Raw genomic sequence first — 20,418 nt, forward strand, 5'->3', positions numbered from 1 at the left:
AATTCATCTCATTATTTATAAAAATAAGATGCGTCCATTTCAATTCTTGGGGAAATATATTCTTCCACCCAATCCAACCATGCACGAGTTTTAGCATCAATAAAATGGCGTGAGGGCAATAAGGTATAAACCCCGATATCAGGCGAACGCCACTCTGGCAAGATATGGCATAATCTTCCATTTTGAACTGCATCTAAAGCCGAAAACATCGGTAATAGTGCGATGCCCATATCCTGTTGCACCACATCCAACAATAACTCAGGGTTATCTGCAATGAGTTGCCCACCAGTATCAATTTGGTAAGACTCACCCTTTGCATTTAACAAGTGCCAATCTGGTGTAATAGACGGGTTTACCAAGCGTAAACAGGCATGATCTTTTAAGTCTTCTGGAGACTTCGGCACACCATGTTTTTCTAAATACGCAGGTGAAGCACATAAAACAGAAAAGATGGTGCCAATTCTACGTGCAACAAAACGAGAGTCAGTTAATGATTCAGTTAGATACAGACTGACATCCACCCCTTTTGCCAACAAGTCTGGAACATATTGTGATGTCGTATATTCCACAGTTAATTCAGGATAATGCTTACAAAATTCAGCCATCACTGGAAAAACATAATGATGCCCAAAGCTGCCCATGCTTAATACACGTAAACGGCCTTTGGGTTTAGATGCCGTTCCTGTTACTTCTGATTCTGCTTCATCCACCATTGAAATGACTTGGCGACAGCGCTCGGCGTAAGTCGCACCAATATCGGTCAGTGCCTGCTGGCGCGTTGAGCGTTGTATTAATTTTGTACCTAAGCGTGTTTCTAGCTCGCTGATAAGACGTGAAACCTGTGCTGTGGTCAGATCCATCTGCTCAGCTGCTGCTGTGAAACTCCCGCTATCAATCACTTTCAGGAATGCATGCATTGCATGCAATAGTCCACCATCGAGATTTTTGCGCATAACGTAAATATGTTTTCCTAAATTACGGATTGTTGCACCAGTTTAGTTCAACCACAATGACTAAATGTACATACATTGGCACTAATTCTTTTTAAGAAGAGGAACCGATCTTTTTTATTTCGTATGTCACTTGCTCCAAATATTCAACTGGATGTTGAAAAAAGAAAGTAGTCCGAGCTACTAAAAATTCTAAGGAGATATAAATGAATATAGCTACAAAAGTCACTCCAAATATTATTGCAACAAAGGATGTGTCACTTGAAGATAAATATGTAAGTGATAACGGTACAGCATATATGACCGGCATTCAGGCACTTGTTCGGTTGCCTCTTGCCCAAACTCGCCGTGACGCGATCAATGGTTATCATACTGCTGGTTTTATTTCTGGTTATCGCGGTTCTCCTGTTGGTAACTATGATAGTTTCCTTTGGCAAGTTCAAGGATTACTTAAATCCCATAATGTTGTATTTCAACCTGGCGTAAATGAAGACTTGGCTGCTACCGCAATTTGGGGTACTCAACAAGTTAACCTTTCAGGCCAAGGCAAATATGATGGAGTGTCTTCATGGTGGTATGGTAAAGGCCCGGGTGTTGACCGTTCAGGCGATGTACTCCGCCATGCTAACTTAGCTGGTACCTCTGAACGTGGTGGTGTCGTTGCTTTATTTGGTGATGACCACTCATGTAAATCTTCTACAATTCCCCACCAGTCTGAACATGTCATGATTGGTTGCGGTATTCCAATTTTCTACCCAACATCCGTTCAACAAATTTTAGACTTTGGTGTTCACGCCATTGCTGTTTCACGTTTTTCTGGCCTTTGGTCTTCAATGAAGCTAGTCAGTGAAATTGTTGAAACTTCCGCTTCAGTTCATGTCGACCTAGACCGTGTTACTCCAGTTATACCCCAAGACGTCAATTTCCCAGAGGGTGGCGTTAATATTCGTTGGCCAGACCACGGCATTCAGCAAGAAGAACGCCTTTATAAATATCGCTTACCTGCTGTTTTGGCCTATGCCCGCGCCAACAAAATCAATACCGTAACATGGCCTTGTGAAAATGCCCGTATTGGTATTGCCGCAAGTGGTAAAGGCTATTTAGATACCATTGAAGCCTTACGCATTTTAGGCATTGAAGATGAAACTGCTCAGCAGCTTGGGCTACGTGTTTATCAAGTTGGTCTAATTTGGCCGTTAGAACCTCAAGGCGTTCGCGAGTTTGCCGAAGGCTTGCAAGAACTGATCGTTATTGAAGAAAAACGTCCAATTATTGAAACACAAATTAAGGATGAGCTGTACTCACTGCCTGATGGCAAACGCCCACATGTGATTGGTAAAGCAACCGATGGCAAAGGTGAATGGAGTACCTCTATTGAAGAAGCACCGCTCATTGGTCACTATGAGTATCAGCCTGAACCTATTGCAAAAATGCTGGCTGCTCGCTTCTTAAAACTCGATATTCCAGAAAGCTTAAAAACGCAAATCCAAAGCAGAATCGACTTACTGCTAAAAGCAGAGCAAGAATCAAAACGTGTTATTGATCTTGCTGAACGTAAACCCTATTTCTGTAGTGGTTGCCCACATAACTCATCAACAGTCGTTCCTGAAGGTAGCCGTGCATTAGGCGGTATTGGTTGTCACTATATTGCTGTTTCACTTGACCGTGGTACCGAAACGTTCTCTCAAATGGGCGGTGAAGGCGTAAGTTGGGTTGGTGCATCACCATTTACCAATGAAAAACACATTTTTGCGAACCTTGGTGATGGAACCTATTTCCACTCTGGTTACTTAGCAATTCGTCAGTCTATCGCTGCAAAAACTAATATTACCTATAAAATCCTCTACAACGATGCGGTCGCTATGACAGGTGGTCAGCATGTAGATGGTCATTTGAGCGTTGCACAGTTAACTCGTCAGCTCGCTGCCGAAGGTATTAAAAAACAAGTTATTGTCACTGATGAAGTTAAACTATTAAATGAAGAAGACGGTATTGCACCGGGTGTAGAGATTCGCCACCGTAATGAACTCGATACGGTTCAACGCGAGCTTCGTGAAGTTACAGGTGTAACCGCTTTAATTTATGTACAAACCTGTGCTAGTGAAAAACGCCGTCGTCGTAAACGTGATGCCTACCCTGATCCGGTTGAGCGTTTATACATTAATAGTGATATTTGCGAAGGCTGTGGCGACTGTTCGAAAAAATCAAATTGTTTATCTATTGAACCTGTAGAAACAGCGTTAGGGACTAAACGTCAAATTAACCAAAGTAGCTGTAATAAAGACTTCACTTGTGCCGAAGGGTTCTGCCCTAGTTTTGTGACTGTTCATACACGCGACATGAAACGTCCGGCTAAATTTGAAGGCATTGGCGCAGGCTGGCCGACATCACCAGTTATTCCTCAGTTATATGACGTTCCAAGTCGTATTATGGTCGGTGGTATTGGCGGTACAGGTGTTGTGACTATTGGTGCACTGCTTGGTATGGCGGCTCACCTCGAAGGTAAAGCAACACGTGTGATGGACATGGCAGGTCTTGCGCAAAAAGGCGGTACGGTTTATTCATACGTTCAACTTGCAGCAACTGATGAGCAAATTTCTTCTACCAAAATTCCAGCAGGTCAATGTGAATTATTGATTGGTGCAGATGCGGTAGTTGCTGGTGGTAGTGCTGCTCTCTCTCGCTTAAAAGATGATGCTTTGGTTATTGTGAATGAAGACAGTACTCCTACTTCTGAGTTTATTAAATCTCGTGACTGGTATGCACCTATTAGCGATTTAATTGATCGCCTCCGTGGTCGTGTTCGTCAAGGTCAACTGGTTTCTCTGCCAGCAGCTCGCATTGCAACACAACTCTTAGGTGATTCAATTTATACCAACCAGTTATTACTCGGTATGGCTTGGCAATCTGGTCGTATTCCATTACTGCGTGAAAGCATTGAAAAAGCAATTCGCTTAAATGGTACTGCTGTTGAAAAGAACCTAGAAGCTTTCCGTGTGGGTTGTCATCTTGCAAGTGACCCAACTTTAGCTGCACGCTTAGTTGCGGCAATGCCAAAAACTAAAACTCCACAAACTTTAGCTGAACTTGTTGAAGACCGCTCTGCTCGTCTAACAGACTACTGGAATGAAGCTTATGCAACTAAGTACCGTACACTTGTAGAATTGGCTGCTAAAAAGTTACCAGAAGAATTAACGGGTACGATTGCAACTCAGCTTTATAGAGTCATGGCATATAAAGATGAATATGAAGTTGCACGTCTTTTAACAGGTAAGAGCTTCAAAGAATCGATTGAAACCCAGTTCGGTAAAGGCTTACGTTTAACGTATCATCTTGCTCCGCCAGCGTTACTTGGTGGCCTGAAAAATGTTCGTAAACGTGCGTTTGGTTACTGGATGCGCTTCCCAATGATGATGCTTGCTCGCTTACAATGGCTTCGTGAAACTTTCCTTGACCCATTTGCACGTCAAGAAGAACGTCAACACGAACAAGCATGGCGTGACCGTTACATCGCATTTGTTGAAGCACTCGTTGAAGCACCAGATAATCATAATTTGGCGGTTGCTGAACAAATTGCGAAATTACCAGCAGAAGTTCGTGGTTATGGTCATATCAAAATGAAAGCAATGGATGCTGCAAAACAGCGTTGGGATGAACTTACACCAACACTCATTAAAGTACGTAGCTAAGAAATTGCTTAAAATTTAAATCTGAAAATAAAAAAGTCATCCTAAGGGATGACTTTTTTATTGGCTCAAATATTTATTTAGCCATTTTACGCAAAGTCAAAATCTGCTCACTGCGTCCAAATGGACCATACACGTCATGTAAAACTGCACTGGTTAAACCAATGCCATCCGAACCATATTGCTGAACAGTTTCCAGACCTAACCATTTCCCTTGCGGATAACGGTGCATGTGAATCTGTAAATCTAGATTTGGAAAACCCCAAGTAAATTCGCCTTCTTGTCTTGGTACAATGCCGTTTGCAGTATCTACCATACCAATTAAATGCGCAAAATCTGTCGTTGGCTGACCTTCCACCATTTCGTTATCGTTATTGAGCCAAACAATGCCTTTGCCAGCTCGGTGCTGATCACCAGTTTTAGTGACGAGTGTCTGAATAAAGCCACCCGGCCATCTTTTCATACCTGTCCATTCTGTAAAGGTATCTGGGTGATGAACTGGATGATCTTCAAGTCCAGCAATATCGGAACTGTCTTGAGTACACATTCGCCATGCTCTAGCCACAATGCAGGTTTTACCTTGTGCCTGCATTTCAGCTTCAATCAGTTCAATCGTTTTACCAGCACGAATTACATGGGTCTTAATCGTAAATTCACCAAATGCAATCAATCCAAAAATATCAAAACTAATTCGGCCAATTCTCATATCTTGTCGTGGTGAAAATTGCTCTAACTCTGCTGCAATTACGCCACTTGCAGGTGCCATGTGTTGTTCATGAGGGTTCCATGCCCCTTGTGCATGAACAGTTGAGCAATAATGAGCAATGACTTCACCTTGAGGACCAATTGTTCTATTCAGTAATTGATAATAAGCATTCATGATTTTCTTTCCGTAGTCCTTATCCAACATCAATATTTGATGAAAATTCACGTTTTAATGCTTATGTTAACCCTCTATTTCTTTAGCTCAACTGGTTTTTCCTACCAAAAACTGATGAGTCTAAAATTACAAATTGAATCACTAGGTAAAATTTTGCATGTAAATTTCACCTAGTGTTTCTAACAATGACGATTCACTAAAATGCAAAAGCATCTTGATCGAGCTCCATCACAGCGTCAGCGCCAGACTCAACAGAAGCAGCATGACTTTGTGTGCGATGTAAAAGTTTCTGATAGAAAAACTTAGCTGTTGTTAACTTCGCTTTATAAAAAGCTTGCTCTTGTGTACCCGATTCTAATTTTTCATGGGCAACTTGTGCCATTCGCGCCCATAAATAAGCGAACACAACGTAACTGGAAAAATAAAGATAATCCACCGAAGCGGCCCCTATTTCTTCTAGGTTGTGCTTGGCTTTCTCTGCAATCAATTTAGTCAGTGACAGCCATTGCTGCTTAAGCTCAGCTAATTTTTCTAAATAAGGTTTCAGCACTTCATTGGACTGCTGTTGACTAATAAACTGATCAATTAGATCCGTCATATTTTTTAGAAGTTTGCCTTCTGACTTGAGAACTTTACGTGCAAGTAGATCTAAAGACTGAATTTCGGTCGTTCCTTCATATAATGTGGAGATACGCGCATCACGTACAATTTGCTCCATTCCATGCTCAACAATAAAGCCATGACCGCCGAATACTTGAACACCATGTTTGGCAGACTCATTACCTGACTCGGTTAAAAAGGCCTTAGCAATTGGTGTTAAAAAAGCGAGTAACTCATCAGATTGTTTTTGTTGCTCCTGATCGGCTGAACTTTCCACAATATCGACATGCTGAGCTAAAAAGTAAGCCAGTGCACGTCCACCTTCAGAAAATGCCTTTTGGATCATTAACATTGAACGCACAGCCGGATGCACAATAATTGGGTCAGCATTTTTTTCTGGATATTTAGAACCAGATAGTGAACGCATGGCGAGACGCTCTTTGGCATAATTTAATGCCCCTTGAAATGAAATTTCAGAAGCTGCAAGCCCTTGTACTGCCGTTCCAATACGTGCGGTATTCATAAAGGTAAACATGCAATTGAGACCGCGATTTTCCGGACCAATTAAGTAACCTTTTGCGCCATCAAAATTAAGTACGCAGGTGGCATTTCCATGAATCCCCATTTTATGTTCGATCGCGCTACAGACGACTTTATTACGGTCTTCTAAATTACCTTCATCATCTACATTAACTTTAGGCACAATAAATAAAGAAATACCTTTTGTACCTGCAGGTGCCTGAGGTAAACGAGCTAAAACAATATGAATAATGTTTTCGGAAAGATCATGCTCACCCGCCGAGATAAAAATCTTTTCACCCGTAATGGAGTAGCTACCATCCGGATTTGGTTCTGCTTTAGTTCTAATTAAACCAAGATCTGAGCCTGCATGTGATTCGGTTAAACACATGGTTCCGGTCCAGACACCGCTAATGAGTTTAGTCAAATACTGCTGTTTTTGTTGCTCAGTACCATGGTGCTCAATGGTTCTCATCGCGCCATGAGACAAACCCGGATACATTGCCCACGCCCAATTAGAACCACATAACATTTCAGAAATGGCAATCCGCAGCAGTGTCGGTAAGCCTTGTCCGCCATATTCTGGATCGGCGGTTAGTGAGGTAAATCCAAGCTCAGCATATTTTTGGTAGGCTTCTTTAAAACCTTTCGGAGTTGTTACTACGCCTTGATTTAAATGGCACCCTTCCTGATCGCCATTTTGGTTAATCGGCGCCAACTCATTTTCACAAAAATCTGCGGCAGCCTCTAAATATTGATCAATTAATTCTCGATTTATGCTTTCCTGATATTTGCTTAAACCTTGGTAGCTCTGTTCTGTTTGAAGCATTTCATGCAACACAAATTGCATATCGCGTAATGGAGCTTTGTATAAAGGCATAGTTTTTTCCTTTCACGGTACTGCCTGTGTGATAGACAGATGTCGTTTTTTCCTTGAATAGAGTTTTATTATTTCAATCATCAAAATATCAAAAAATTTCTTATAGCAAAATATATTTTCACTAATTTAATAAGAATATCGTAACTCGGAAATGGATATAAAATATAAATACATGTTTTAAAATAAAAATATAGAATAAAAAGTAATTAGCATCGCTTAATAAGAATAAATTTAAATTTTGTATTGCAAAATTTTATTCCGTAAAAATTCAATTTATAGTATGGTGATTACATTGCTTAATCATCCAAGGACGATTCATGGAAAGCCCGAAATACACAGGTCTTGAGTTTTTAACCGCTTTAAAAAATGGTGAAGTTTCACCCTCACCTATGGCTCACACCATACCGATGGAACTCGTTGAAGTTTCCGAAGGTAAAGCAACTTATAAAGTTACTCCTCGCAAAGAACATCGGAATATACAAGGCGGTGTACACGGCGGTTTTTGTGCGACAGCGCTAGACACCGCTACAGGCAGTGCAGCTCATACCTTACTTGAACATGGGGTTGGCTATGGAACCATTGATTTAAATGTAAAAATGATTCGCCCCATGCAGGTTGATACGTCTTACTATGCGACAGCCGAATTAATTAATGCGGGACGCAATATTATTAGTACCGAAGGTAGAATCATAGATGAAAATGGCAAAGTGTATGCTTTTGCCTCGGCAACATTAATGATTATTCGCAAATAATAAAATATTGAAGCTCCTGTTTATGGAGCTTTTTCTTGCTTTGCAAGTTTGCCCATTTCATAAAAATCTAAGCGATCAATCATAAAACTTAATATTGCCATCGCTAAACCTAAAGCGGCACAAGCTTCCCAGCCCCAATGCTTCCATGCATAAACTGCAATAAAAGAACCTAAGGCAGCTCCACCGAAATATAGAGTCATATAGATTGAATTAATACGGGAACGAGCTTCTGCTGAAATTCGGTAGACCAAATTTTGGTTCAACACATGAAATGCCGATAACCCAAAATATGCCATGATCACACCGACTGCGTAAGCCACTAAAGATTGCTGTGCAAAAAATAGAGGAATCCAGGCGCTAATTAATAACACCATACAAATCACAGCAATTTTATTTTCAAGTCCTGCCGCAATTTTCTTACCCGCCCAAGGCGTCGCAAATACACCTGCCAAACCAACAATTCCAAATAAACCAATTTGAAAATCATTAAAGTGATAAGGCTCATTCGCCAATATAAAAGTCATGGTAGTAAAAATGAGCGCCAAAATACCAAAGCCAATTCCACCTGCCAAACCACGGCGCAGTAAATGGGGCTGATGAACAGCTAATGAAAATAATGAGCTATAAATCTGTAGAATATTGAGCTGGTGGGACTTACGCGCAATTGGTAACTTCACCCACATTACCCAAGCAAACACCAAAATGACAATTCCGCTAATTAAATAAACTGCATGCCAAGACCAAACTGTAGAAAGTAAGCCTGCAATAGAACGCGCCAATAATATTCCCAAGAACAAACCACTCATGAGAGTGCCTACAACTTGAGGGCTTTTTTGTGGGCTGGCTAAACCGGCTGCAAATGGCACTAAAACTTGAGTTGCAATCGAAAAGAATGTGGCTAAAAAAGTAAAGCCATATAAGGCTGACAAAGATTGACTTAAGGATAGCCCTACTTGTGCAAGCCCCGTACAGCACATGAGCAAGCATATATAACTACGCTTTTCAAAGAAGTCGCCTAAGGGAACTAATATAAAAAGGCCAACTGCATAGGACAGTTGGCTAATGACAATGGTTAAAGCGACTTGATCGGCATTAACTTTTAATGCTTCAGCAATTGAATAGATTAAGGGCTGGTTATAATAGTTTGAACCCGCACAAATTCCACATGTCATTGCCATGATAAAAATAAAGCTTTTTGACAGTATATTTTCTGCATTGGGCTCAACTATTTTTTCCATTTTTAATTACGCCCTATTTTAAAATTTATACATCGACACAAAGTTTACGCGTGATACATCAGCGGTTCGACCATCAAAAACCTCTCGTTTGCCTTGATGATATTCCATACCAATATCCATTTGCTCAATTGGTGAATAAAAGACGTTCGCGGCATAGTCAGTTAAACGCTTATTGGCATCTGGGTTGAGTTTGGCATACGCCGTGTCATCATCATAATCAAACATTGAAGCCGATAAGTTTGCACGCCATTGCTCATTGAATTTATATGAATAACCAATATTGATGCTATTCAACTTATTCATCACTAAATCTGTTTTGTCTTCGTTTAAAGAAAAATCACCCGCTGCATTTAAATTTGTCGAATTTGCCAAGCCACTTTGCGTGGTGTACGGCATAAACTTTTGATCACCGACAATATATTGATAATTCGCCTGTACCGATTGTTGCGGCGTTAATTGGTATTTTAAGCCACCTCCAGCCCCCCAACTTACTTTTTTAACCGTTGCAGTTGCGACATCTGCTGATTTTTCATTAATAAAGCCTTGAGCAAGCGCCGTTAAAGGACCTTGTTTAAAGGTATAGCGACCCGTTAAAGTCGGAAATGCCGAGACTCTCGAACCTGTATATTCCAAGGCTACTTTTAAATCATTATTAGCATCGATTTTCCAGTCATAGCGAATTTGAGGAGTACGCGTATAGGAAGTTCCCACAAATTGCGTGTAATCCACAGATTCTGTTCGTGTCTCCATGTTGGACATGAGTGACCATGTTTGACCAAAGGTCCAATCCTTATAAGTGAAAAATGCATGACGAATACGGAATTTACCATCTCCCGTTCCCATGTTAGAGCTATCAAAGAAATCGGCTTCAATATTTCCCGTCACAGCTTTATTAGGGCTATTAAAATAAACACCTAGTCGGCTTGCATTAATCATGGCATCCGAACGTGCATGATTTGAACGTTTTTCACTTTCAAAAGGTGTTCGGTACAAACTGCTGGTCGTTCTACCACCCGAGTCTGGTGATGATTTAAAGTCGACCGCTGCATCAACACGGGCAATACCGTAAACCTTTACATTATCCGTCCAAGTCACCCATGAAGGAGCAACAGGCTTCTCTGTTACAGTCGCTTTAGTTTTTTCAATGTTCTCTTCAATCTTTACCTGTTTGACCTGTAAATTATTTTGAGTTTGTTTCTGAGCAGCAAGTTCTGCTTTTAATTTTTGCAGCTCGGTTTCTAGCAAATTAATTCTTTGTTCTGTCGTATCTGAAGAATTTGCAAAAATAGTCCCTGAAGCCGCAGCGCAAGCTGCAGCTAAAATTAATTTTTTCATCTTTTAATCCTTAAAGAAGCGTTTTTCCGTGTGTATTTAGGCTACACGTGCATCGATTAGTTCACAGTCAGTGACTGCCTGTAATTCATCAAAAGTTAAGCCGTCTACTATTTCTGTGACATAAGCTTTTTGATCTTTGAGTTCAATAATGCATAAATCGGTATAAATACGATTTACACACTGCTCACCTGTCATTGGATAGCTGAGTTCTTTTACAATTTTGGACTCACCTTTTTTGGTGACATGCTCCATATAGACATAAATCGTTTTTGCGCCGACTGCCAAATCCATAGCACCGCCAACTGCGGGTACATCATCTGCTTTACCGGTATGCCAGTTTGCCAAGTCTCCATTTACCGCAACTTGGAATGCACCAATTACGCAAATGTCCAGATGGCCGCCACGCATAATGTCAAACGAGTCACCATGATGCATAAAGCATCCACCATCTAATAAAGTGACAAGTTCTTTTCCGGCATTCACTAAGTCTTCATCTTCTTCACCAGGTTGTGGCGGCGGCCCAAAAGCCAAAACACCATTTTCCGAATGTAAAAAGATTTCCTTGTCTTTTGGCAAAAATTTAGCAACGTTGGTCGGTAAGCCAATCCCTAAATTGACATAGGAACCTTCCGGAATGTCATTAGCAATAAGTTTGGCAATATCTTCACGAGAACGCTTTTGAACTGACATTAGATATCTCCTACTTTTACAACGTGCTGAACAAAAATTCCCGGTGTAATAATGCACTCTGGGTCAAGCGTTCCTAGCTCTACAGTGTCATTCACTTGAACAATGGTGGTCTTAGCGGCTTTTGCCATAATTGGCCCAAAATTACGAGCTGCTTTACGGTAAGTTAAATTGCCCCAGCGGTCGGCTTTATCGGCATAAATCAGTGCAAAATCAGCTTCAAGTGGATATTCAAGCACATAGTTTTTACCGTTAATGGTTCGGGTCTCTTTACCCTCGGCAACTTTGGTGCCATAACCAGTCGGCGTAAAAATAGCACCGAGACCCGCACCTGCTGCCTGAATCCGACAAGCCAAATTACCTTGCGGAACCAGTTCCAACTCAATTTTTCCTGCTCTATATAAGTCTTGAAAAACGGTTGACCCAGCAGATTTTGGAAATGAACAAATCATTTTTTTAACGCAACCCGCAATAATCAGATTTGTTAAACCACGATCACCAGAAGCCGCATTGTTATTTACAATGGTGAGTTCTTTTTTTCCTAAATCGATTAAGGCTTCAATTAATTCAGCAGGTTGTCCCGTCACACCAAACCCGCCTGTCATGATAGTTGCTCCATCAGGAATAGCTTTTAAAATCGGTTCAATGTCACTGGTGATTTTATTTATCATCTCACTTGTCCCTTTTCATCCTTAATTTAAGGTGACAGATTGATCTGTCACTCTGCCTTTTGCGGGTTAAATAGTCGGTCTTTAATAAATAACAATGGAATTACACCGCAGATAAAATAAGCCGCAGCCATCACCAAAAGCCCTAAGCCAATAGAACCGTTTTGTGATAAATAACCTATTGTTAATGGAGAGAAAATTGAAAGTACTTTACCAATATTATAAGCACCGCCTACTGCCGAACCTCGGATGGACGTCGGAAAGCTTTCCGTCATGTAAGTGGCATTAATTGCGTATGGAATACCGTAAAGGAAACCGAAGAACAGCATCATCCATAAGATATTCGTTGGTGTATTTAAATAAACAATAACTGGAATAAATAAAGCTGTACCAATAGTTCCGAAAGCGAATACAGCGCGGCGTCCTAATTTGTCGGCAACGATCCCAGCAATTACTTTGGCAAACATCATAATCAGGAAAGTACCGACCATATACATGGCCATTTCTTTAAATTTGATGCCAAGATCAGACTCTAAATAAGCTGGTAACCAGTTACTTACGCCGTAATAACCAAACTGCAATGCACCTGTACTAATAATCCAAAGAACAAACATGGTGCCGTGTTTCTTATCTCTTAAAATCTCAAGATAAGGATTTTGACGTTTTTTAGGCTGGTTACTTTGAGCGACTTCTAGCGCTTTTAATTGACGTGCTTTTTTCCAAGACTCAGGTTCAGGCACACAAAAGTGCATTAAAATTGATAACACCACAGGCGTAATTGCAATCCAGTAGAGGAAACGCCAGCCATGTTCAGGAATAATATGTCCTGCCAATAAGGTCGCTAGCAAGGATCCTAGGGTATAACCCGTCATCAGCGTAGCCAAAACAGTCGAACGATGTTTGGTTGGCACCATTTCTGACATTAAAATATTACAAGCAATATAGAGCGCACCTAAACCCATTGCTCCAAAAGTTCTTAAAACTGCAAATTGCATATAAGAATCAGTAAAACCCAGTGCGCTGGTTAAAACTGAAGAATAAGCAATAAAGAACACAATAATGCGGACCCGCCCAAAACGGTCACACGCCCAGCCACCAATCAGACCACCAATAGCCGATCCAAAAAGCGTTAAGCTACCTAGTGTTCCAGCTTGTACACCCGTTAAATGAAATTCTGTTTTAAGACTGGTCAGGCTTAATGCCAAAAAACCTAAGTCTGCCCCATCACACAACAATGTTAAAAAAGCGAATATAAATGCGGTAATCCAAATCTTTTTTGGTGTCTGGATAGCTTCACTGCTAGCCGTATTTTGTGCAACTGTTTCTGTTGTCATGTCCATATCCTCAGAAGGAACATGAGGCATCCAATGCCTCATGGCATTTGATTTTTTATTAGGCTGTAGCTTCCCTAATCATATTTTTGGCAATAATAATTTGTTGAACTTGCGTGGTTCCTTCATAAAGACGGAACAAGCGAACATCGCGATAAAAACGCTCAATGGCATATTCACTGATATAGCCTGCGCCACCGTGAATCTGTACACAGCGGTCAGCAACACGTCCGCACATTTCAGTTGCAAACATTTTTGCGCAAGATGCTTCTGTACTAATGTTTTCGCCATTATCACGGCGACGGGCTGCATCTAAAACCATACATTTGGCCGCATAAATCTCGGCTTTTGAGTCAGCAAGCATCGCTTGAATCAACTGGAAGTTCGCAATGGGTTGACCAAATTGTTTACGCTCAATTGCATAGTGCAATGCATCGTTTAACATACGCTCAGAAACACCCACGCTATAGGCACCAATGTGCAAGCGCCCTTTATCAAGCACTTTCATGGCCGTTTTAAAACCGACACCTTCTACCCCACCAATCAGTGCAGAAGCAGGCACACGGCAATTTTCAAAAATCACATCACAGGTGTGTGAACCCTTTTGCCCCATTTTTTGGTCAATTTTACCCAATGTAATACCTGGTGTATTGGCCTCAACTAAAAAAGCTGAAATGCCACCCGACCCTTTAATTTCCGGATTGGTTCGCGCCATCACGGTGAAAGTTGCAGCGTGAGGTGCATTGGTAATAAAACGTTTGGTACCGTTTAATACATAAAAATCGCCATCTTTTACGGCACTGGTTTTTAAAGAAGCAGCATCGGAACCAGATTCAGGCTCGGTTAAACAAAATGAACCAATAATTTCGCCACTTGCGTAACGAGGTAAATATTTTTGCTTTTGCTCTTCTGTGCCATCAATCAAAATTGCACTTGAGCCAATACCGTTATTGGTACCAATTAAAGAACGAAAAGCCGGTGAGGTTTGTCCAAGTTCAAATGCAACTCTGACTTCCTCTTCCATGGTGATGCCTAGACCACCATATTCTTCTGGAATTGTGAGGCCGAACAAACCAAGCTCACGCATTTGCTGCACAATGTCATCCGGAATTTTGTCTTTCTCTACCACTTCGTTTTCACGAGGGATCAATTCATTTTTTACAAAATCTCGAATTGTTGAAAGTAACTGCTCCAACATCCCTTCATCACGGATCATCTGTGATCTCCCTTTTTATGTATTTCCATCGTACCCATCAGCCATCTCCAGCTTGTCTGGATACCATGTTTTAAATCTTGTTTACTGCGGATGTGTTTCATAGTACGAGAACAAAAATACAAATTTCAAGCTTTTTTGAAAATTAATTTCGTTAAACGAAATTTAAAAAATTACCATTACGTAATATCAATCACTTAGCTTATTTAATAAATCATAATTGCTCTAATGGACTAAATAAGACTTGAAATAAATTCCAAAATAAGCATCATAAAAGGAATATAGTTTTGATATGCGAAACAAGGAATTCAAAAATGAGTGTATTAACAGGGAATAATTTCGTAGAAATCGACTTTTCTATTCAAAAAATAGCGATTGTAAAAATAAACCGACCTGAAGCAAAAAATGCACTGAATACAGAAGTTCGCAAACAATTAGCACAAGCTTTTACTGAATTAAGTTTTAACGATGAGATCAATGCAGTTGTGCTCACAGGTGGCGAAGAAGTCTTTGCCGCAGGTGCAGATTTAAAAGAAATGGCAACCGCAACTTCAACTGAAATGTTATTAAGACACACTGAACGTTATTGGAATGCGATTGCTCAGTGCCCTAAACCCGTGATTGCTGCTGTAAATGGTTATGCATTAGGGGGTGGCTGCGAACTTGCAATGCACGCTGATATTATTATTGCAGGTAAAGGCGCAACCTTTGGTCAACCGGAAATTAAAGTCGGTTTAATGCCGGGTGCTGGTGGGACACAACGTTTATTCCGTGCGGTTGGTAAATTTCATGCCATGCGCATGATTATGACGGGTGCTATGGTGAAAGCCGAAGAAGCTTATATCATCGGTCTTGTTTCACAAGTCACAGAAGACGACCAAACCATACCAACTGCGATTCAAATGGCACAAAGCCTCGCAAAAATGCCTCCTATTGCCCTGCAACAAATTAAAGAAGTTGCACTCATGAGCGAAGACGTGCCATTAAATGCAGGCTTAACTCTAGAACGAAAATCATTCCAGTTACTGTTTTCTACCGAAGATAAAAATGAAGGCGTTCAAGCTTTTATTGAAAAACGTAAACCGTCTTATCAAGGTAAATAATTTAAAACGATAATAACAAAGGAATGAAAATGAGTAGAAAAGTATTAATTAGTGCAGGTGGTTCAGGGATTGGACGATGCATTGCTGAAGTCTTTTTAAACAATCATGATGAAGTTTTCGTTTGTGATATTAGTGCTAAAAGCCTCGAACAATTTCAACAAGATTATCCTAAGCTGCATGTACATACGTGTGATTTGGCTGATCATGAGCAAATTAAACTTATGTTTAATGAAGCAGTTCAGAAACTTGGCGGTATTGATATTTTAGTCAATAACACTGGCATCTCAGGCCCGACTGTTGCCGCAGATGAACTAAGTTTTGATGATTGGAACTCGGTAATTAATTTAAACTTGAATAGCACTTTTTTAATTACCCAGTTAGCTATTCCCTATTTAAAGAAAGCACAGGCAGGCGTGATTATTAATATGTCGTCTATTGCCGGTCGCTTAGGCTATCCGTACCGATTGGCTTATTCCACTTCAAAATGGGGGCTGATTGGTTTTACCAAAACGCTTTCTATGGAACTCGGTGCAGACAATATTCGAGTTAACGCTATTCTTCCGGGTGCAGTAGATGGTGATCGAGTTCAACGTGTATTACAGACCCGTGCCGATGTAGCCCATACCTCACTTGAAGAAGTGACTCAAAACGCACTGAAAAATCAGTCGCTCAAATATTTTGTCAATGCAAAGCATATTGCAGATTTATGCCTGTTTTTAGCGTCAGACAGTGGCCGCTCAATTTCAGGGCAAATCTTACCCATTGACGGTGATAAACAATGCTTAAGCTAAATCACCAAACCCTATTTTTCCGTTTAATTTCAAATTTAGATTAATTATCAGGATGATCGACATGACTTATGATATTAAAAGCATGGCTGTGATTGGTGTCGGTATTATGGGCAGTGGCATTGCTCAAATTGCTGCGCAGTCAGGTCATACCACTTATTTATATGATGCTAAAGCAGGCGCAGCCGAACAGGCCAAAGAAAAACTGGCTGCCACATTTCAAAAGTTAGTCGACAAAAATAAAATTACACCTGAGCAAGCAGCTCTGGCAAATAGCCATTTAGTTGTTGCTCATCAAATTGAAGATTTAAAAAATTGCGACCTGATTGTAGAAGCAATTGTTGAGCGTCTAGATATCAAACAAAGCTTAATGCAGCAGCTTGAAGACGTTGTTTCAGAAAATGCCATTTTAGCCTCGAACACCTCTTCTCTGTCTATTACAGCCATTGCTGCAAACTGTAAAAAACCTGAACGTGTGGTGGGTTATCACTTCTTTAACCCAGTTCCGCTCATGAAAGTGGTCGAGGTGATTCGTGGTTTAAAAACTGACCCACTTATTGTTGAGGCCTTAAACGATCTATCTCGCGCATTTGGTCATCGTCCTGTTGTTGCCAAAGACACCCCTGGATTTATTATTAATCATGCGGGTCGAGCTTATGGAACCGAAGCGCTCAAAATTTTAAATGAGAACGTCTGTGACATTAGTGAAATTGACCGAATTTTACGTGACGGCGTTGGTTTTAGAATGGGTCCTTTTGAATTACTCGATTTAACTGGCCTTGATGTTTCTCATCCAGTTATGGAGTCGATTTATCACCAATACTATGAAGAAGCCCGCTACAAACCGAACCCGCTGACCAAACAGATGCTAGATGCCAAGCAACTTGGACGTAAGGTTAATCAAGGTTTTTATAATTATGAAACCGGTTCAAAAACAGGTGAACAACCTGCTCAGTTTGTAGAGCGTTTAGCGCAATATCCAAAAATTTGGATCGCTGCCGATTTCTCTGAAGATAAGAAACAACTCGAAGATTATTTGACCCAGCAAAATATTGCCTTAGATACTCAGCCTGAACCACAAACAGATAGTTTATGTTTACTCGCTTGTTATGGTGAAGATACAACTCAAGCAGCTACCCGTCTAGGAGTTAACCCTGAACAAGCTGTTGCTATAGACATGCTTTATGGCATTGCTAAGCATCGAACCTTAATGCCTTCCCTCATTACCAAACCTGAATACCGACAAGCCGCTCACTCTATTTTCAATTTAGATGAAAATCTGGTGAGTATGATTAATGAAAGTATTGGCTTTGTTGCACAGCGTGTTTTAGCAATGGTCATTAATTTAGGCTGTGATATTGCGCAGCAAAATGTTGCCACGGTAGATGACATTAATGCCGCAGTACGTCTTGGCTTAGGCTATCCATTTGGTCCAATTGAATGGGGCGATCAAGTCGGCAGTGAAAAAATCTTACTCATTCTGAACCGTATAACAGCACTTACGCATGACCCGCGTTACCGCCCTAGCCCGTGGTTACAGCGTCGTGTCGCACTTCACTTACCTCTTACTTTTACTCATGAGTCTTGAAAAGGAATTTCTCAATGTTAAATGCATATATTTATGATGGTTTACGTAGCCCATTTGGCCGTCATGCGGGTGAACTTGCCTCAATTCGCCCTGATGATTTGGCCGCAACTGTCATTCAAAAACTACTTGAAAAAACTGGTGTACCGGGTGCTGATATTGAAGATGTGATTTTAGGTGATACCAATCAAGCAGGTGAAGACAGTCGTAATGTGGCGAGGAATGCTCTATTACTTGCGGGATTACCAGTCACTGTGCCAGGCCAGACAGTAAACCGCCTATGTGCTAGTGGGTTAGGTGCTGTGATTGACTCAGCACGTGCTATTACTTGTGGTGAAGGCGAGCTCTATATCGCAGGTGGTGTAGAAAGTATGTCTCGCGCACCCTTTGTAATGGGTAAAGCGGAAAGTGCTTATAGTCGTGATGCAAAAATTTATGACACCACCATTGGCTCTCGTTTTCCAAATAAAAAAATTATTGCTCAGTACGGCGGTCATTCAATGCCTGAAACAGGTGATAACGTTGCTGCTGACTTTGGTATTAGTCGTGAGCAAGCAGACCTATTTGCAGCCCAATCACAAGCCAAATATCAAAAAGCCAAAGAAGAAGGTTTCTTTGCCGATGAAATTACGCCAATTGAGGTTTTCCAAGGCAAAAAATTACCTCCTAAACTCGTTTCTGAAGATGAACACCCTCGCCCAAGCTCAACTGTTGAAGCACTCACAAAGTTAAAACCACTCTTTGAAGGTGGCGTGGTCACTGCTGGTAATGCCTCAGGTATTAATGATGGTGCAGCAGCCCTCTTGATTGGTTCAGAAGCAGCAGGTCAAAAATATGGCCTAAAACCCATGGCAAAAATCTTGTCAGCAGCTGCTGCTGGTATTGAACCACGCATTATGGGTGCAGGCCCTATTGAAGCCATTAAAAAAGCAGTTGCGCGTGCTGGCCTTACTTTAGATGACATGGATATTATTGAAATTAATGAAGCCTTTGCTTCACAGGTTTTATCGTGTTTAAAAGGTCTAAATGTTGATTTTAATGACCCACGTGTAAATCCAAACGGTGGTGCGATTGCGGTTGGTCATCCACTTGGTGCATCTGGCGCTCGTCTTAGCTTAACAGTAGCTCGTGAGTTAATTCGCCGTAAAAAGAAATATGCAGTGGTGAGCCTATGTATTGGTGTAGGTCAAGGTCTTGCGATGGTGATTGAAAATGTTTCATAACCATTGATCCAGATATCCATTCATCACAACAGCGCAGTGATGAATGGATTTATTTTGCATAGCGAAATATAATGGCAAAACTATTGCTTTAATTATATTTGAGGATCGAATGTCTCAAAACACGGAAACTGAAAAACCAATAAATTTTGATGAGATACGTTTAGATCCTATTTCGCATATACATCGGGAAAATAACCCGCAATTTATTGCTTCTTTAGCGCGCGGTTTAGAACTTTTAAGATGCTTTTCTGCAAATAATCAGGTGCTCGGTAACCAAGAATTAGCAAAAATGACAGGTTTACCTAAACCGACCATTGCACGAATTACCAATACCCTTGTGTCATTGGGCTATTTAAAACAATTGCCTAACTCAACCAAATACACATTAGACATTGGTGTTTTATCTTTAGGATATGCAGCATTATCTAACATCTCGATTCGTAATATTGCTCATCAATATATGGAAGAGTTGAGTCAGTATGTTCAGGCCCCTGTGGCGATGGCAACGCGTGACCGATTAAATATGGTGTATATCGATGTTGTGCAAATTGAAACTGCATTAAATATGCGCCGTCCAATTGGGTCAACCTTACCACTTCATAGTAGTTCAATGGGTCGAGCCTGTTTGGCTGCAACTCCTGAACGTGAGCGCAACTTTCTACTCGATGCACTGAAACAAAAGAATCCCGAAAACTGGCCAGCCATAAAACGCTCTTTAGAACGAGCTTTCCGTGATTATCAAGATTATGGATATTGTTTGTCTTTAGGCGAGTGGCATAAAGAAGTGAACTCGGTGGCTGTGCCTTTGGTCAGCTCCAAACATGGTCTTTATGTTTTTAACTGTGGTGCGCCAAGTTTTCATTTAAATCCAGAAAAACTTGAAGGTGAAATTGGACCACGTTTAATCCACATGGTGCACAATATTCAAGATGCCTTGAATGAAACGCACTAATAACCATACTTAAAACAGTCATGGTTGT

16 protein-coding genes are annotated in these 20,418 nt (G+C 40.8%); 7 read left to right on the forward strand and 9 right to left on the reverse strand.

Translation table 11 applies throughout. From position 1 onward, the window contains the following. Window positions 1-11: 11 nt before the first annotated feature. Window positions 12-953 carry a LysR family transcriptional regulator gene (locus tag ACT53H_RS13885; RefSeq protein WP_476009431.1) on the reverse strand — a complete coding sequence of 314 codons (942 nt, stop codon included), beginning with the start codon at window positions 951-953 and terminating at the stop codon, window positions 12-14. 203 nt (window positions 954-1,156) lie between these two features. Here ACT53H_RS13885 and ACT53H_RS13890 point away from each other — a divergent pair, with 203 nt between their 5' ends. Next, a complete protein-coding gene (locus tag ACT53H_RS13890; protein WP_476009432.1) occupies window positions 1,157-4,639 on the forward strand; it encodes an indolepyruvate ferredoxin oxidoreductase family protein in 3,483 nt (1,160 codons plus the stop codon). Window positions 4,640-4,712: 73 nt separating this feature from the next. Here ACT53H_RS13890 and ACT53H_RS13895 read toward each other — a convergent pair whose 3' ends face one another. Both ACT53H_RS13895 and ACT53H_RS13900 read right to left on the reverse strand, forming a co-directional pair. Further along, window positions 4,713-5,516 carry a thioesterase family protein gene (locus tag ACT53H_RS13895; protein WP_004793073.1) on the reverse strand — a complete coding sequence of 268 codons (804 nt, stop codon included), beginning with the start codon at window positions 5,514-5,516 and terminating at the stop codon, window positions 4,713-4,715. Window positions 5,517-5,712: 196 nt separating this feature from the next. Then, on the reverse strand, window positions 5,713-7,515 hold the full coding sequence (locus ACT53H_RS13900) for an acyl-CoA dehydrogenase C-terminal domain-containing protein (RefSeq protein WP_004793075.1): 1,803 nt from the start codon (window positions 7,513-7,515) through the stop codon (window positions 5,713-5,715). Between the two features lie 302 nt (window positions 7,516-7,817). Between ACT53H_RS13900 and ACT53H_RS13905 the strand changes: the two genes are divergently transcribed. After that, entirely contained in the window at window positions 7,818-8,267 is a 450-nt protein-coding gene (locus tag ACT53H_RS13905) for a PaaI family thioesterase (protein WP_081399537.1), read from the forward strand. Window positions 8,268-8,287: 20 nt separating this feature from the next. On the opposite strand, the gene ACT53H_RS13910 is transcribed toward ACT53H_RS13905, so the two are convergent. The 6 genes from ACT53H_RS13910 to ACT53H_RS13935 are packed head-to-tail and all read right to left on the reverse strand — an operon-like array spanning window position 8,288 to window position 14,742. Next, window positions 8,288-9,505: an MFS transporter gene (locus ACT53H_RS13910; protein WP_476009433.1), complete on the reverse strand. Its 1,218-nt coding sequence runs from the start codon at window positions 9,503-9,505 to the stop codon at window positions 8,288-8,290. A gap of 18 nt (window positions 9,506-9,523) precedes the next feature. After that, window positions 9,524-10,840, reverse strand: a complete 1,317-nt coding sequence (dcaP, locus tag ACT53H_RS13915) for an outer membrane trimeric porin-like protein DcaP (protein ID WP_174729466.1) — start codon at window positions 10,838-10,840, stop codon at window positions 9,524-9,526. A 36-nt stretch (window positions 10,841-10,876) separates the two neighbouring features. Further along, a complete protein-coding gene (locus ACT53H_RS13920) occupies window positions 10,877-11,530 on the reverse strand; it encodes a 3-oxoacid CoA-transferase subunit B (RefSeq protein WP_174740918.1) in 654 nt (217 codons plus the stop codon). After that, window positions 11,530-12,198 carry a 3-oxoacid CoA-transferase subunit A gene (locus ACT53H_RS13925; RefSeq protein ID WP_000608703.1) on the reverse strand — a complete coding sequence of 223 codons (669 nt, stop codon included), beginning with the start codon at window positions 12,196-12,198 and terminating at the stop codon, window positions 11,530-11,532. Before ACT53H_RS13925 ends, ACT53H_RS13920 begins: the two co-directional genes overlap by 1 nt. A 47-nt stretch (window positions 12,199-12,245) precedes the next feature. After that, on the reverse strand, window positions 12,246-13,529 hold the full coding sequence (locus ACT53H_RS13930) for an MFS transporter (protein WP_476009434.1): 1,284 nt from the start codon (window positions 13,527-13,529) through the stop codon (window positions 12,246-12,248). 58 nt (window positions 13,530-13,587) lie between these two features. Further along, window positions 13,588-14,742 carry an acyl-CoA dehydrogenase family protein gene (locus ACT53H_RS13935; protein WP_133746304.1) on the reverse strand — a complete coding sequence of 385 codons (1,155 nt, stop codon included), beginning with the start codon at window positions 14,740-14,742 and terminating at the stop codon, window positions 13,588-13,590. Between the two features lie 311 nt (window positions 14,743-15,053). Between ACT53H_RS13935 and ACT53H_RS13940 the strand changes: the two genes are divergently transcribed. The 5 genes from ACT53H_RS13940 to ACT53H_RS13960 all read left to right on the forward strand — a co-directional run bounded on the left by ACT53H_RS13940 (window position 15,054) and on the right by ACT53H_RS13960 (window position 20,390). After that, the gene (locus ACT53H_RS13940) at window positions 15,054-15,842 is read left to right on the forward strand and encodes an enoyl-CoA hydratase (RefSeq protein ID WP_476009435.1); all 789 of its coding nucleotides are present in this window, start codon (window positions 15,054-15,056) and stop codon (window positions 15,840-15,842) included. 29 nt (window positions 15,843-15,871) lie between these two features. Then, window positions 15,872-16,633 carry an SDR family oxidoreductase gene (locus tag ACT53H_RS13945; RefSeq protein WP_476009436.1) on the forward strand — a complete coding sequence of 254 codons (762 nt, stop codon included), beginning with the start codon at window positions 15,872-15,874 and terminating at the stop codon, window positions 16,631-16,633. Window positions 16,634-16,694: 61 nt separating this feature from the next. Continuing rightward, window positions 16,695-18,218 (forward strand): 3-hydroxyacyl-CoA dehydrogenase, encoded by a 1,524-nt coding sequence (locus ACT53H_RS13950; protein ID WP_476009437.1) that lies wholly within the window; start codon window positions 16,695-16,697, stop codon window positions 18,216-18,218. A gap of 14 nt (window positions 18,219-18,232) precedes the next feature. Beyond that, window positions 18,233-19,438, forward strand: coding sequence for a 3-oxoadipyl-CoA thiolase (locus tag ACT53H_RS13955; protein ID WP_005069941.1), 1,206 nt, complete (start codon window positions 18,233-18,235; stop codon window positions 19,436-19,438). 109 nt (window positions 19,439-19,547) lie between these two features. After that, entirely contained in the window at window positions 19,548-20,390 is an 843-nt protein-coding gene (locus ACT53H_RS13960; protein ID WP_009391028.1) for an IclR family transcriptional regulator, read from the forward strand. The last annotated feature ends 28 nt before the right edge of the window (window positions 20,391-20,418 follow it).

The sequence above is a fragment of the Acinetobacter sp. DMC2 genome (assembly GCF_056314305.1).